Annotated in this window: 12 protein-coding genes; 10 read left to right on the forward strand and 2 right to left on the reverse strand. The window is 57.3% G+C overall.

All coding sequences use genetic code 11. The features are described from left to right. Positions 1–10: 10 nt before the first annotated feature. Positions 11–1,204 (forward strand): Obg family GTPase CgtA, encoded by a 1,194-nt coding sequence (gene cgtA, locus ACT3RU_RS09855; RefSeq protein WP_192527349.1) that lies wholly within the window; start codon positions 11–13, stop codon positions 1,202–1,204. 125 nt (positions 1,205–1,329) lie between these two features. Next, a complete protein-coding gene (proB, locus tag ACT3RU_RS09860; RefSeq protein ID WP_192527350.1) occupies positions 1,330–2,469 on the forward strand; it encodes a glutamate 5-kinase in 1,140 nt (379 codons plus the stop codon). A gap of 88 nt (positions 2,470–2,557) precedes the next feature. Here proB and ACT3RU_RS09865 read toward each other — a convergent pair whose 3' ends face one another. Together ACT3RU_RS09865 and ACT3RU_RS09870 are read right to left on the reverse strand one after the other, a co-directional pair. Then, a complete protein-coding gene (locus tag ACT3RU_RS09865; RefSeq protein ID WP_192527381.1) occupies positions 2,558–3,514 on the reverse strand; it encodes a DUF1853 family protein in 957 nt (318 codons plus the stop codon). Positions 3,515–3,685: 171 nt separating this feature from the next. Further along, positions 3,686–4,162: a PepSY domain-containing protein gene (locus ACT3RU_RS09870; protein ID WP_192527351.1), complete on the reverse strand. Its 477-nt coding sequence runs from the start codon at positions 4,160–4,162 to the stop codon at positions 3,686–3,688. 228 nt (positions 4,163–4,390) lie between these two features. Here ACT3RU_RS09870 and ACT3RU_RS09875 point away from each other — a divergent pair, with 228 nt between their 5' ends. The 8 genes from ACT3RU_RS09875 to ACT3RU_RS09910 all read left to right on the forward strand — a co-directional run bounded on the left by ACT3RU_RS09875 (position 4,391) and on the right by ACT3RU_RS09910 (position 13,706). Next, positions 4,391–4,711, forward strand: a complete 321-nt coding sequence (locus ACT3RU_RS09875) for a PepSY domain-containing protein (RefSeq protein ID WP_225733790.1) — start codon at positions 4,391–4,393, stop codon at positions 4,709–4,711. Then, positions 4,708–5,382, forward strand: coding sequence for a response regulator transcription factor (locus tag ACT3RU_RS09880; protein ID WP_087108798.1), 675 nt, complete (start codon positions 4,708–4,710; stop codon positions 5,380–5,382). The genes ACT3RU_RS09875 and ACT3RU_RS09880 overlap by 4 nt, the downstream gene beginning before the upstream one ends. Beyond that, complete coding sequence (locus ACT3RU_RS09885) at positions 5,379–6,746, forward strand: sensor histidine kinase (RefSeq protein ID WP_192527353.1); 1,368 nt, start codon at positions 5,379–5,381, stop codon at positions 6,744–6,746. The genes ACT3RU_RS09880 and ACT3RU_RS09885 overlap by 4 nt, the downstream gene beginning before the upstream one ends. Before the next feature lie 15 nt (positions 6,747–6,761). Then, the gene (locus tag ACT3RU_RS09890) at positions 6,762–8,681 is read left to right on the forward strand and encodes an alkaline phosphatase D family protein (RefSeq protein ID WP_192527354.1); all 1,920 of its coding nucleotides are present in this window, start codon (positions 6,762–6,764) and stop codon (positions 8,679–8,681) included. Positions 8,682–8,943: 262 nt separating this feature from the next. Then, a complete protein-coding gene (locus ACT3RU_RS09895; protein ID WP_192527355.1) occupies positions 8,944–9,240 on the forward strand; it encodes a YtcA family lipoprotein in 297 nt (98 codons plus the stop codon). Positions 9,241–9,243: 3 nt separating this feature from the next. Continuing rightward, positions 9,244–10,293 (forward strand): multidrug transporter subunit MdtN, encoded by a 1,050-nt coding sequence (gene mdtN / locus ACT3RU_RS09900; RefSeq protein ID WP_192527356.1) that lies wholly within the window; start codon positions 9,244–9,246, stop codon positions 10,291–10,293. Then, positions 10,283–12,187 carry an FUSC family protein gene (locus tag ACT3RU_RS09905; protein WP_192527357.1) on the forward strand — a complete coding sequence of 635 codons (1,905 nt, stop codon included), beginning with the start codon at positions 10,283–10,285 and terminating at the stop codon, positions 12,185–12,187. The genes mdtN and ACT3RU_RS09905 overlap by 11 nt, the downstream gene beginning before the upstream one ends. After that, complete coding sequence (locus ACT3RU_RS09910) at positions 12,171–13,706, forward strand: TolC family protein (RefSeq protein WP_192527358.1); 1,536 nt, start codon at positions 12,171–12,173, stop codon at positions 13,704–13,706. The genes ACT3RU_RS09905 and ACT3RU_RS09910 overlap by 17 nt, the downstream gene beginning before the upstream one ends. Positions 13,707–13,924 lie beyond the last annotated feature (218 nt).

A 13,924-nucleotide genomic window follows, 5' to 3' on the forward strand; every position in this document is an offset into this window, starting at 1 on the left:
GGGAGAAACTATGCAGTTCGTCGATGAAGCCTCGATTATTGTTGAGGCGGGAAATGGCGGCAATGGCTGTCTGAGCTTTCGCCGCGAAAAATATGTGCCCAAAGGTGGCCCCGATGGTGGTGACGGTGGGCACGGGGGGTGCGTTTACCTGATCGGTGACGATGCGCTCAATACGCTGGTCGACTTCAAGTTTCAGCGTTTTTACAAGGCTGAAAACGGCCAAGGTGGCATGGGCCGCCAGATGAGCGGTAAAGCCGGTGAAGATCTGCACGTTAAGGTGCCGGTAGGCACCACCGTTGTGGACGTTGATACGCTGGAAGTCATCGCGGATGTCACCGAAATTGGCCAGGTGGTACTGGTCGCGGAAGGTGGTCGACGTGGTTTGGGTAACATCCACTTCAAGTCATCCACTAACCGTGCACCGCGGCGCACCACGCCAGGTACCGAAGGCGACCGTCGCAACTTGCGTTTGGAAATGAAGGTAATGGCGGATGTTGGCCTGTTGGGCATGCCCAATGCCGGCAAATCCACCCTGATTCGCTCGGTATCGGCGGCCAAACCTAAAGTAGCCAACTACCCGTTTACCACGCTGGTGCCTAACCTGGGTGTTGTGAAGCTGGGTATGCACGAGCACTTTGTGATGGCGGACGTGCCGGGGTTGATCGAAGGTGCCTCTGACGGTGCGGGCCTGGGGCTGCGCTTTCTTAAGCACCTGACCCGCACGCGACTGCTATTTCATGTAGTCGACGTGGCGCCCTTTGATGAGTCTGACCCGGTGGAAACCGCTCAAGCGATCGTGCATGAGCTTGGCCAGTTCTCTCCGGCGCTTTCCGAGCGCCCGCGCTGGCTGGTGTTGAACAAGTTTGATCTGCTGCCGGAAGAGGAGCGCGAAGAACGCGCCCAGGCGATCATTGACGCGCTTGGCTGGGAAGGCCCGGTGTTCCGTATCTCGGCGATTAGCAATGAAGGCACGGACAAGCTGGTTCAGGCCGCGTACCGCTGGCTGACCGAGCAGCGTCGCCTTGAGAACGAAGACGAAGAGGCGCTGGCCCGCGAGCAGGAAATGCGCCGCCGCATGGAAGATGAGTCGGTCGCCCGTATCGAAGAGCGTCTGGGGCGTCGCCGTAAGCGGCCTGCTGAAGAAGCCGACGACGATGACTTCGATGATGATGATTACGACGTTGAGATCGAGTACGCGCCCTAACGGCCGAAACCGGCAGGCATGCTCAGCCTGTCAGTAATGGCCGACGTTGAATATTGTTGTCGGATATCATCGCTGAATAGCGTTGCTGAATAGTGTTAATAATGTGCCTGATAAGGTAGAAACGGATGGAGAGTCATGAGCAGGGGATGGGCCGCGAAGCGTTAAGCCGTGCGCGCCGTGTGGTAGTGAAAATCGGCAGCGCACTGCTGACCAACGATGGTCGTGGCCTGGATGAAGCCGCTATTGGCGGCTGGGTTGACCAGATTGCCGAGCTTCATCAACAGGGTGTTGAGGTGGTGCTGGTCTCCTCGGGCGCCGTGGCAGCAGGCATGGTGCGGTTAGGCTGGCAAGCACGCCCGAGCGCGGTGCATGAGCTGCAGGCCGCCGCGGCAGTGGGCCAGAACGGCCTTACTCAGTGCTATGAGCAACATTTTGCTCGCCACGACATGCTCACTGCGCAAATTCTGCTCACTCATGACGACCTTTCCAACCGCAAACGCTACCTCAATGCGTTGTCGGCCCTGCGCACGCTGGTGGAAATGCGCGTGGTGCCGGTCATCAACGAAAACGATACGGTGGTGACCGACGAAATACGTTTTGGCGATAACGATACGCTGGGCGCGTTGGTAGCCAACCTGCTGGAAGCGGACGCGTTACTGCTGCTTACCGACCAGGAAGGCCTGTTCGATGCCGATCCACGCCATAACCCCAATGCCCAGATGATCGCCGAAGGGCGTGCAGATGACCCGCGCTTGGCAGCGGTGGCGGGCAGCGGCGGGGCGCTGGGGCGGGGTGGCATGAGTACCAAGGTACGTGCCGCCAAACTTGCCGCACGTTCAGGCGCCGTTACAGTGATTGCCAGTGGTCGCCAGCCAGGCGTCATTACCCGGCTTATCAGTGGTGAAGCGTTGGGAACGCTACTGCATCCGGAGCAGGCACCGATGGCGGCGCGTAAGCGCTGGCTGGCGGGGCAACTTCAAGTGCGTGGTACGCTGATGCTGGATGCCGGGGCGGTAAAAGTCCTGCGCGAAAAAGGCTCCAGCCTGTTGCCGGTGGGAGTGCGGGGTGTAAAAGGCACGTTCAAGCGGGGCGATATGGTGGTGTGTGTTGATGAGCAGGGCACGCCGGTTGCCAAAGGGCTGGTCAATTACGGCGTGGATGAAGCACGCCTGTTGGCAGGTCAGCCGAGCCACCAAATTGAGGCTATTTTGGGCTACGTAGAAGCCCATGAACTGATTCACCGCGATAACCTGGTCGTGATCTAGCGCCTGATTTTGTCCGGGTATTGGTTGAAACAGAACGTCATCAAAACGCCGTTTACTGTGATCAGTAAGCGGCTTTTTTATGCGTGCGCTACCTTGCTCTGGGGGCAATGGGTACTTGGCGGGGCCAGTCGTTGGGCACTATGAATACTCGTTCAATGCGCTGCTGGTGGGGCAGGTAGAGCATTATTTGCTGGGGCCCGTATTGTTCGATGAGTCGCTCAATGCCAGGCATTACGGCGGCCACTGGTTGAAAATCTTCCGCTCTGGGCGGTGCTAGCCAGTGCGGTTTTCGTAACCAGACCATGCGTAACGACGCACCCAGGCTATCGCGCAGCGCAGGCCAGTCACGCAAAAAACACCACATGCCGCGGTGATGGTTCGGCGTAGCGCCCTGGGGGGAAGGCAGCGCCGCATGCCACGGGTAAAACAAGACGCCCGGCATGGCGAGACGATGAGTAAGAAGCTCTTCTACCGTGGACGAGCAGGTGGCGATGTCGCGGGGTGTTAGCCAGTGAGCAAGCGTGGCCAGTGCCCCGGGCGTTATGGAGCGCGGCAGTTGGTGCTGGCATAAATGAGCGCATTTTAGCGCCAGGCTATCCAGCCCACCAGGACCGATCCAGCGGCTTGGGCTGTCGGCCGGGCCGGGGCCTTCAGGCAGGCCCAAATAAAACTTGATCGCCACTTCCAGATGCACGGGCGCCGGGTTATCGCGGGTGCGGTAAAGCATATCCAGCTCGCCAAGCGTCGTGCGCTTTTTAAAGATGCGCACATTTTTGGCGAGTAGCCGCGTATTAGGCGCGTTATCCAGCAGGAGATGCCACAGCCGCTCGTGGTAGTGCCCCATGCGGCCTGTCTGTTGGCGGTTAACGCCTGCGAGTAGCGGCGTTATTTGCTGTAGCCAGTCAGCAGTGCCTGTGGCCAGGCCCAACTCCTGACACGTCGGGCGGCCACCGTTTGGCATGGGCGGCGGGAGCGTGACCAGATCGGGCGCTGTTATCAGCCACGCCAAATCATGCGCTATTTGGGCCACCCCCGGCGCTGTCATCTCTTCGATTTTCTCTGCGCGATGCCTTCTTGCTTCCACGTTATCAGTTCCACGATGTTCTCCCCTTGCCAAAACTGTCGCTAGATAGTGGTAAAAACACAAGCGGGCCCCGTAGGGCCCGCACCGTGTGATAACACATAGCCAGCGATAGGGTGCTACCGCTAGCAGTTATTAATCGCGGTCAATTTCAGTAATCTCGTAAGAGCCTTGACGCAGGCTTATTTCCAGCTCGCGGCCATTCTCATCCCGGCCTTCGATATCAATAACGCCGCCCTTATCGATGTCGATATCCTCAAGTTCGCTCATGCCCTCTTTTCGCGCCACTTCCAACGCCTGGCGTACGTCCTCTTCACTCATTCCCCACGCGCCGGTAATTAAGCGTTTACGCTCTTCTTTCAGGGTTTCGCCATTATCCAGTGAAAATTCAACGTCGGCGTACCACTCATCATCCAGCCAGCCTTCTACTTCTGCGCGTCCACGGCTTTTAATGCTGATCTCTTCATAGTGGGTGAATCCATAATCGACGGCAGGTACCAGCACCTCGTCAACCCGATCCATGGACAGCGCGTCTGCTTGAGCGCTGCCTGCTGCCGCGGTGAGTAGCAGAGCAGAGGCGGGTATCAACAGCATTTTTTGCATGACGTTCATATCAAATTCCTTCTTTGCTTAATGAATGGCATTGCCCGATGAATGTGGTCTGATATAGATCACTCAGCGAATGCGACAGAGGATTTATAGCACTTCGGTTATTTCCCCAAGCTGAACAATCCATTCATCTAGCGTTCATGTTGCTTCTGGCATTCTAGTCCAATGAAGTCACTCCGCCATCGATTCACGCACCGACTCTTTTACTGCTTCCACTCCTCTGCCAAGTGGATGGGCGGGGCGCTGCTGGCTGCCATATTGATAGGCAGCGCTGTGGGTGATCAGCACTGGGAAACGCTGCACAGTGAAGTGCGCCGCGGGGAGGTGGTGCCCTTGGAAACCATTTTAGACTGGCTGGAAGCGAACTATCTGGGAGACGTGCTGGAAGTGGAGGTAGAGCGCGAGCAGGGTCTGGTAGAGTATGAAATCAAGCTGCTGGGTCCACAAGGCCAGGTGGTTGAGTTTGAATTTGATGGTCACAATGGTCGGTTAATGAAAATAGAGGGCGTGCGTATCAATGAGATGCGCCGCCCACAAGGTATGACGCCATGAAGTGTTTGCTGGTAGAAGATGATCAGGCGATTGCCCGCGAGCTGAGTCAAGCGCTGCGTGACGGTGACTGGGTCGTTGAGCATGCCGAAAATGGCCAAGAGGCCGACTTTTTGGTGCGTACCGAAACCTACGATACGGTAATACTTGATGTAGGTTTGCCCGATGGTGACGGCACGCGTTGGCTGGCTGCCTGGCGTGAAGACGGCATTGATCTGCCTGTGCTGATTCTGACCGCTCGAGAGCGCTGGGCGGATAAAGCGGCGGGCTTTACCGCAGGCGCAGATGACTACGTTACCAAGCCTTTCGAGCCGGGTGAGGTGTTGTTTCGGCTACGGGCACTAGTGCGGCGTACCCACGGCCATGCTCATCCGGTACTCAAAGTAGGTGAACTCAGCCTGGATACTCATACGCAGCACGTAAGCCTGGCGGGCCGCCCGGTAAGCTTGACTGCCCAGGAGACACGTCTGCTCGGCTACCTGATGCATGCCGCTCCCAGGGTCGTCAGCCGAAGCGAGCTTTCTGAACACGTTTACGACCGCGACCATGAGCCCGACTCAAACGTGATTGATGTGCAAATCAGCCGACTACGTCGCAAGCTGGGGGCCTGGCGGTTTGCCACCCTGCGTGGGCAGGGTTACCGGCTCTTGGCAGAAGTGCCTGGCGGCGAATGAGCAACGTAACGCCTTCTTGGCGAACGCGCTGGTCAGGTCGCTCGATTAGCCTTCGCCTGCTGCTGGCCGTTTTAGTCATGATCGGGGTGGCCTTGCCGCTCGCTGGAATGCTGCTCTCGCACCATTACCGAAACGCGGCGACCGAGGCGTTTGATGAGCGCCTTGAAGCAACGCTGAACGTGATTATTGCAGGCGTTTCCGTTGACCCGCTAAGTGAGCAGTTGCGCTATGACCGCGCTCTTGGGGACCCACTTTTTGACCAGGTCTTCTCCGGCTGGTACTGGCAAATTACCGATCAACAGGTGCACACGATCACCTCGCGCTCGCTGTGGGATCAACGCCTGCCGGTCATCGATAACGAAGAGGTGAGCGCGCGCTCGTTGCCCGGCCCACGTGGGCAATCACTGCGTACCGTCGAGCGAGATATTTACCTGGCCCCTTTAGAAGCCCCTTTGCATATTAGCGTAGCGGCCCGCGATGACGAGCTGAAGGCCGATATACGCGAGTTCCAGCGCTTGCTCTGGCTGGGCTTGGTCAGTCTTGGAGCATTGCTGTTAGGCGTGTTGGGCCTACAGGTGCGCTGGGGGCTTGCGCCGCTGCGGCGTATGCAGGCCAACTTAAAAGACGTTGAGCAGGGGCGCGCAGCAGAAATGACAACGGACCTGCCTAACGAGCTTGCTACGCTTGCGGCTTCCATGAACGCCGTACTGGCCCGCGACCAGCGCCTGATTGAGCGTGGCCGTCACACGGCAGGTAATTTGGCCCATGCCCTGAAAACCCCCTTAAGTGTTATGCGCTTGCTGGTCCACCAGTTGCCTGACGCGCATCGCGCTGCTTGGGAAGCCGAGTTAACCCGAATGGACAGTGCCGTTCGCCATCACCTGGCACGGGCATCTGCCGCAGGTGACGGTGGCCGCTTTGCACCAATTTCGCTGCACGACACGCTTTCACCGCTGTTAAGCGGGCTGAGTCGGCTGGCTCAGCGTCGCATGCTTACCCTGCATCAAATCTGGGAAAATTACCCGCGTGTGCACCTGGATGCCCAGGATATTCAGGAGCTTATCGGCAACGTGCTGGATAATGCACTACGCTGGGCAAACCATGAAGTGACGTTTAGGGTGTGGGTCGTCGACCAGATGCTTTGGTTGAGCGTCAGTGATGATGGCCCAGGGATGACGCAACAAGAGAGCCAGGAGGCACTTGGGCGCGGCAAGCGCTTGGATGAGCAGCGCTCCCAAAGTGGCTTGGGTCTTGCCATCGTGGCGGACCTGGTCACGCTCTATCATGGCCAAATGCGCCTTCAGCGCGCAGAGGCCGGGGGGCTTGAGGTCACTGTCGAACTGCCGGTGGTGGCGCATGGCTAAGGGAGAACAAATGTAATGACAATGGATGATGCGTTGCCGGATGTATTGGTCGGCCCGCTATTGCGCCGCATTAGCCCCACACGCCTGGTGTTGTGGTTAGTGGCAACGCGCCCGCTTGACATGTCGCTGGTGCTTTTCCCAGGCAGCAGCGATGAGCAGCGCTTTCGCTTAAGCAACCATCACCAGTGCCTGCCTATCGGCCGGCACGCGTTTATTCACTTGATTGATCTGCGCTTGCCGCAGGCGCTACCCACTGATGAACGTATCGAATACGATCTGCGGCTTCAATCGACGATGGGGGAGTGGCAGGCGCTGCCCGATTGGGCGCCCTGGCTATGCCATGAAGGCGCCGCTTACCCTGCCTTTGTCATCGCCTCACGCCATCACCGGTTGATGCACGGTTCGTGTCGTAAGCCTCACCATGCGAGCGCCGATGGGTTAGTGCGCGCCGACAGCTGGTTGGCGGACAAGCAGCAAGCACCGAAAGAGTGGCCAGCATGGTTGTTAATGACGGGCGACCAGGTGTATGTGGATGATGTCGCAGGCCCCATGCTGCGTGCGGTGCATGCGCTTATTGAACGCCTGGGGCTAGTCGATGAGCGGCTGGAGGGCGCCACGGTGGAGGATAGCCAGGCGCTTTATGCCTCGCCTGATAGCTATTACCAGCGCGAGTCGCTGCTGCCCGATGTCACCAGTAACGTGGCGCTACGCGAGCGATTTTTCGGAGGTGTTAAAAAGCCGGTGTTTACCTCGGCGAACGCCTCCAATCATCTAATGACACTGGCGGAAATGCTCGCCATGTATTGTTTAGTGTGGTCGCCGGTTGCTTGGCAAATGATTGCCCCAGCGATGCCTGCCCTTAACGATAAAGTAGCCCAACGTTATCGTGAGGAGCAGGCGGCTTTAGATGATTTTGTGGCCGGGTTACCGCAGTGCGCTCGGTTAATGGCGCATTTGCCCAGCTTGATGATCTTTGACGACCACGATGTTACCGACGACTGGAACCTGACCGCCGATTGGGAGCGCTGCGCGTATGGCCATCCGTTCTCAAAGCGCATTATTGGCAATGCGCTGGTGGCCTATTTGCTCTGCCAGGGGTGGGGCAATGCACCGGATAAGCTTAACCCGCTGGTCGAGCAGGCGGCCGAATTGTTCCGTGAGCAAGGGCTGCTTTCGTGCTCCAGGCAGGATGCATTGATCGAACGGCTACTGCGTTTTCAAGGGTGGGAGTTTCAGGTGCCCGGCACGCCTGCCCTGATTGTTTTGGATACCCGCACCCGCCGCTGGCGTAGCGAGCGCAGCCCCCAACAGCCGTCCGGCTTAATGGATTGGGAAGCGCTGATGGAAATGCAGCAGGCGCTATTGGGTTGCAAAAGCGCTGTCATCGTCTCGCCAGCCCCCATGTTTGGGGTAAAGCTGATTGAAGGCGTTCAGAAGATGTTCACCTGGGCGGGCAAGCCGCTGGTGGTGGATGCCGAGAACTGGATGGCCCACCGTGGCGCCGCCAATGCATTGCTGCAAATCTGGCGTCATTCCAAAACGCCGGGCAATTACGTGATTCTCTCTGGCGATGTGCACTACTCGTTTGCTTACGACATTATTGTGCGTCGCCAAAAGCGTGCGCCACATTTATGGCAGGTGACCTCCAGCGGCATCAAGAACACCTTCCCCGTGCAGCTGCTAAATACCTTTGATCGGCTTAACCGGTGGCTCTACGCGCCCTGGTCGCCGCTTAACTGGTTTACCAAACGTCGCAAGCTGAGTATCCACCCGCGAGACCCCAGCGGAGCAAGCGCGGGGGAGCGGCTTTGGAACGCCAGCGGTATTGGCCTTGTGACGTTAGATGACGAGGGCCGCCCGGTGGACATCCGCCAGTTGGACGTAAACGGTAAAGACGTCATCTTTCCTCCGTCTGCTGATCTTCCCTTTATCTGATGACATGTACCTGGCGACATGGATACTTTGCGATGAGCGCGGCTTATCTGACGTCAGTGCATGGCAAACAATGGCGCTGGTCGCTGGAATAGCGTGTAGCGCGGGCGGCGGCATAGACAGCCGCGAACCACGCATGCCATAGTAAGCATGCTTAGGGGACGGCATGCACCAGGTGCATCGCCTCATCAAGATCGGACAAAAGTAAAAGGCCCTGTTGGGCACTATTTTGATAGGGGCAGACTGCAATGAATAGGAGGCTCTGGTGCTGAGAGCAGGCGCCGCCAGGAAAGAACGGCTGCTGAAAAGAATCTTTCTGGCGATCCTTTTGTTGATGGCCGCCACTCCGGCCTTGTCAGCCGCTCCGGCTGTCGGCATGTTTGGTAGCTTCTTTCCTTACTGGCTAATCTCGCTGTTTATCGGTGTGGTGACAACGATTTTTATCCGTGTCATTTTCGTGGTGACGAAGCTCGATGACATCATTCCATGGCGTGTTCTGGTATATCTGTCTCTGACGCTGGCCATGACCCTGTTATCTTCTCATCTTTTTTTTGGACGCTGAATCATGAAAGGTCATGTTTCCAAGCGGGTAGCATCCATTATCGGGGCTGTGATCGCCATTGCCATCATTGCTGGCGCTGCTGTTCTGGCTTACCAAAGCTACGAGAATGCGCGCGCCAATCCGCTGTCAGATGATGCCACTCTGAGGGCCGATATTGTCCACATTGCTCCGTCGGTAGCGGGCCGCATCGTGGCCTTGCATGTTGAGGAAAACGACTTTGTCCGCAAGGGCGATCTTTTGCTGGAAATTGATGACACTGCCTATCGGCTGGCCTTAAAACAGACACAGGCCGACCTGGCCATGGCAACGGCGGCCAGTGGCGATCAGTCTCGAACTATCCGCGCGGAGCAGGCCAATGCGGAAATTGCCGAGGCCCAGATCAATCGAGCCACGACAAACCTGGCGCTGGCGAACCAGACCCTTGACCGCCTGCTGCCGATGGAGTCCAAGGGCTATGTTTCTCAGCAGCAGATCCACGATGCGCGCACTGTTAAACGCAATGCCGAAATCAGCTTACAGGAAGCGATTCAGCAGCGTCAGGCCGCTGAGGCGCTGGTGGGTAATGATGAAGCAACCCTGGCGTTGATTGAAGCGCGCCAGGCAGCTCAGGACATTGCCCAGCATGAGCTGGACGGCACTCGGGTCTATGCGCCTGCTGACGGCCGGGTTGTCGGAGTGACCGTTTCTGTGGGGGACTACGCGCTGCCTGCCCAGTCCCAGTTCAATCTGATCAAGACGGACACCTGGTATGCTTCGGCCAACTTCACCGAAACCATGCTGGGCAATATCGCTGTCGGTGACTGCGCCACGGTATATGCGCTGGCTAACCGCGACCGTGCCATTAAAGGCACAGTGGTGGGAATCGGCTGGGGCGTGGCCTCGAAAGACCTGATCGACCTGCCGTTAACACTGCCGATTGTGCCAAAATCCCTTGATTGGGTGAGAGTTCAGCAGCGCTTTCCCGTCCGCATCCGACTGGATGACCCACCGGCGGAATTGATGCGTGTCGGTGCATCGGCGGTGGCAACGGTTCATCAAAACGATGGCTGCTGAATCTCCGTGGGGGAAAATCGCCCGCCAGGCGTGGGCGGATCTCCAGCCCTTTCCTGGCAGGATTGGCCTGACTTGGCGCGTGGCGCTACTGTGTGCTCTGGTGTCTGCAACGGCCATGATGCTGAAAATACCTGAGGCCTCGATCAGCTGCTATTTGATCATTTTTTTGTCCAAGCAGGATGCCGTAAAGAACTGCATCATGGCCTTGGGCGTGATTCTGATGGCATCAACCGTGGTACTTCTGATGATTCCGATCATCAACGTTAGCATCGACAGCCCTGCCATGCGCCTAGCGGTCATGTTTTTCGCCTCGTATATTTTTCTGTTTCTCAGCTCAGCGACTCCGCTGGGCGAGCAGGCGGCCATTGTTGGCTTGGTGATCGCCTTTATCATGACGCTGGTGACCATGGTGCCGGTTGGTGAGGTCGCTGACAAAGGCTTGCTCATGGCATGGAAAATGGCCTGCATGCCGATGTTTTTGATGATCCTTTTTAACCTGCTGTTCGGCACCCCTTCGCAAACACTGGTGCGTAACCGGATTGTCGAAAGACTGCGCTGTGCGGCAGACCGCATCGAGACACAGCAAGCGTCAACGGCTTTCAACACTCTGGTGAGCGAAGGTAATGATGACTCGTTGCAGCAAATGCAGATCGTCAAGCTGCTGCACCTGATATCGACGGTACGCTCTCGCTGGCTCAGCGGAGCCACTGAGACAAGTTATCGCATCCTGATTATCGCTGAGGCCCTGCCTGAAAGCCTGAGCCGCGCAGCAAGGAGTAACTTGGCGGTTGAGTTACGCCAAGCGGCGGATGTTATCGCCAATGATAAGTGCCCGGTGCTACAGGCTGCGCCGGAGGCGGCAGAAACCGGCTTACAGCCGCTTTATGTCGCATTACATGGTTTGTCACAGCCGGATGGAGGGGCTGCACAGCCACCGCGTCCGAGAAAAATACCTTTGCTGGCTGCCGATGCATTTTCCAATCCGATACATCAGCGCTATGCGCTAAAGACATCAGCAGCAGCGGTGCTCTGCTATTTGATTTATACCGGCATGCAGTGGGATGGCATTCATACGGCGATGATCACCTGTTATGTTGCCGCGCTCGGCACTACGGGGGAAACACTGCGTAAGCTGACGTTGCGGATCGTCGGTTGTCTGATTGGCGCAGCGATGGGGATTTTTTCGTTGGTTTTCATCATGCCGCACCTGAGCTCCGTCGGTGGCCTGATGGGGCTGGTATTCTTTGGTGTGCTGATCGGTGCCTGGGTGTCATCAGGTACTGAGCGGATCTATTATGCCGGCGTGCAGATCGCCTTGGCTTTCTTGCTGACCACCCTCAATGGATTTGGTCCCAGCTTTGATATCTCCCAGGCCAGCAACCGTATCTACGGCATCCTGCTGGGTATTTTTGTCATCTATGTGATTTTTACCCAGTTCTGGCCGCGCAGTGTCATCAATCAGGTGGCACGGCAGCTCAACGATGTGCTGGATGCCTTGAGCGATCTCAGTACGCTTTCCAGGCAGGATCAACAGTTGCGCACCCAAGCGGCATCTACTGCATATTTTGCACTGGGCCAGGCCGAAGAACTGCTCGATATGGTGCCTTTCGAGCCGTCGCGTCTGCGTGCCAGCACTGATGAACTGAAGCGCGTGGAAAGAATTGTTGAAGAGCTCAATGACCTCACCAGCCAGCTTTACATGGCAGAACAGGATGACGGCACTATCAAAGAGCGTCTGCAGCGACTCAAGTCACAGCTGGTCACTGAGCTTGAAAACCGACGTAACAGGGCGTCTTCGACTTACGAGGGCTCTCCCCTCGACGACGGCGCGTATAGTGATATAGAACGGCAACTCACTCGGATAGAGCGGATTGTGCATGTTGAGAAAAGCTAGCGTGTCCAGATTAGCCAAGCTCAGAACCTGTATTGCTCTGGGCGTTGTTCTTGGCACTATAGGGGGCCTGCAGGGCTGCGCAACGGATGCGCTAAAGAATACCTCCGCCTCCCCCAGCACGCCCTGGGTGCCTCAAGGTCAGTCCGCGCTGCCTGGCGATTTTTCCGTGTCAGGTTCAACTGATATCGGCTTGCTGCCAGACCCGGTGTCACAGGATCTACAGCCGGGCAAGGTGTATCAGTTACCCGAGCTGATAGACTTTGCGCAACGTCATAACCCGTCAACCCGAGTTGCCTGGGAACAGGCGCGCCAGCTGGCGCTGGCCTCTGGAATGGTGGAAGCCACGTTTCTGCCGATCCTGACCGCCAATGTGTTTGCGGGCAGACAGCAAACCAGCATTCCTTATCGCGGGTTGCTGGATGGTGACACTCACCATGTCGATACCACCGTCAGCGGTGTGGCGCCGAACCTTGCTTTGCAGTGGCTAGTGTTTGATTTTGGTCGGCGCGAGGCGCTCAGCGATGCCGCCCGACACAATGCCTATGCGGCCAACGTCAACTTCAATGGTGCCCACCAGGCGGTGATCTACAACGTGACGCGTAGCTATTACCAGTACGGTGCTGCCAAGGACAGGCTGGCAATTGCTGAGGAGGTGCTGGTCAACAACCGCCTTCTGCAGGATGCGGCTGAGTCCCGCTACGCCAATGGCACCGGCACCAGTATCGCTGTTGCTCAAGCCCGCCAGCTTGTCGCCCAATCTAACCTGCGGATGGTGCAGGCACAGAGTATGCTGCGCGATCAGTATCAGGAGTTGCTGAGTGCTCTCGGCGCTTCGCCGACGACACAGATCGAGGTGGCCGGCGCGTCGAATCGCCCGCTACCGGGTATTGACGAGTTGGCATCGGTGGATTCTGCGATTGAGGCGGCACTCAGCAAGCGGCCGGATGTGCTGGCCAGCTATGCTGAGCTGCAAGCTGCCAAAGCGACAGAGCGTGCCGCCGATGCCGACTTCATGCCCCGGGTATTTGTTGCCGCCGCCACGGGAACCAACAAGAAAAATCTGAGCATTGGTCATTTGCCCAGTATTGGCAACCAGACCACAGGCACCGGGGTGTTCCTGGGGGTGACAATGCCTATCTATGATGGCGGCCTTCTTGCCGCCAAACGCCAGCAGGCAGTCTCTGTCACGGCTTCAGCCGAAGCGGCATTCGAGAAAATTCGCAACACGGCGATGCGCGAGATGGTCGTTGCTGCTGATGCACTGCGCTCCTCACTGGCAGCTTTTGACGCCGCTGATGCGTTGACCGAAGCGGCAGCGGTGACTTACGACGCGGCCTTTGATGCTTATCGCAACGGGGTAGGCACTATCACTGAGGCTACTGCGGCGGAGTCCGGTCTGCTGGATGCAAGGCTGGCACGCTCCGAGGCACATGCAGCAAGCCTGATTGCAGCATCGACGCTTGCGTTCACGCTTGGCGCCATGACATCAAGCACGTCCCCTTTAGAGGCTATTCCCTGAGGCTCGTCCATCCAATACCCTTCACTCGTAAGCTATTTTAGCGCGCTAACTGTCACGCCAGTGTCATAAAAAAGTCGCACGCTTGCTAACTAGACAGTCTTCGTAAAAAGCCTTTGCAAACCGCCTCTAACGTCGTCTCTAACACCGTCTCTAATACAAGAGGCATTCAGCCGTTTAATAAGGTGCTTTCACGAACCTGTAAGAGTCTTTTTCAATAG

This window comes from Halomonas sp. TP35 (assembly GCF_052375975.1).
GTDB lineage: Bacteria > Pseudomonadota > Gammaproteobacteria > Pseudomonadales > Halomonadaceae > Vreelandella > Vreelandella citrativorans.

Bases quoted from the DNA above. Each gene is read 5' to 3' on its own strand.
- cgtA (WP_192527349.1), top strand. From the start codon at position 11: ATGCAGTTCGTCGATGAAGCCTCGATTATTGTTGAGGCGGGAAATGGC.
- proB (WP_192527350.1), top strand. From the start codon at position 1,330: ATGGAGAGTCATGAGCAGGGGATGGGCCGCGAAGCGTTAAGCCGTGCG.
- ACT3RU_RS09865 (WP_192527381.1), bottom strand. From the start codon at position 3,514: ATGACAGCGCCGGGGGTGGCCCAAATAGCGCATGATTTGGCGTGGCTG.
- ACT3RU_RS09870 (WP_192527351.1), bottom strand. From the start codon at position 4,162: ATGAACGTCATGCAAAAAATGCTGTTGATACCCGCCTCTGCTCTGCTA.
- ACT3RU_RS09875 (WP_225733790.1), top strand. From the start codon at position 4,391: ATGGGCGGGGCGCTGCTGGCTGCCATATTGATAGGCAGCGCTGTGGGT.
- ACT3RU_RS09880 (WP_087108798.1), top strand. From the start codon at position 4,708: ATGAAGTGTTTGCTGGTAGAAGATGATCAGGCGATTGCCCGCGAGCTG.
- ACT3RU_RS09885 (WP_192527353.1), top strand. From the start codon at position 5,379: ATGAGCAACGTAACGCCTTCTTGGCGAACGCGCTGGTCAGGTCGCTCG.
- ACT3RU_RS09890 (WP_192527354.1), top strand. From the start codon at position 6,762: ATGACAATGGATGATGCGTTGCCGGATGTATTGGTCGGCCCGCTATTG.
- mdtN (WP_192527356.1), top strand. From the start codon at position 9,244: ATGAAAGGTCATGTTTCCAAGCGGGTAGCATCCATTATCGGGGCTGTG.
- ACT3RU_RS09905 (WP_192527357.1), top strand. From the start codon at position 10,283: ATGGCTGCTGAATCTCCGTGGGGGAAAATCGCCCGCCAGGCGTGGGCG.
- ACT3RU_RS09910 (WP_192527358.1), top strand. From the start codon at position 12,171: ATGTTGAGAAAAGCTAGCGTGTCCAGATTAGCCAAGCTCAGAACCTGT.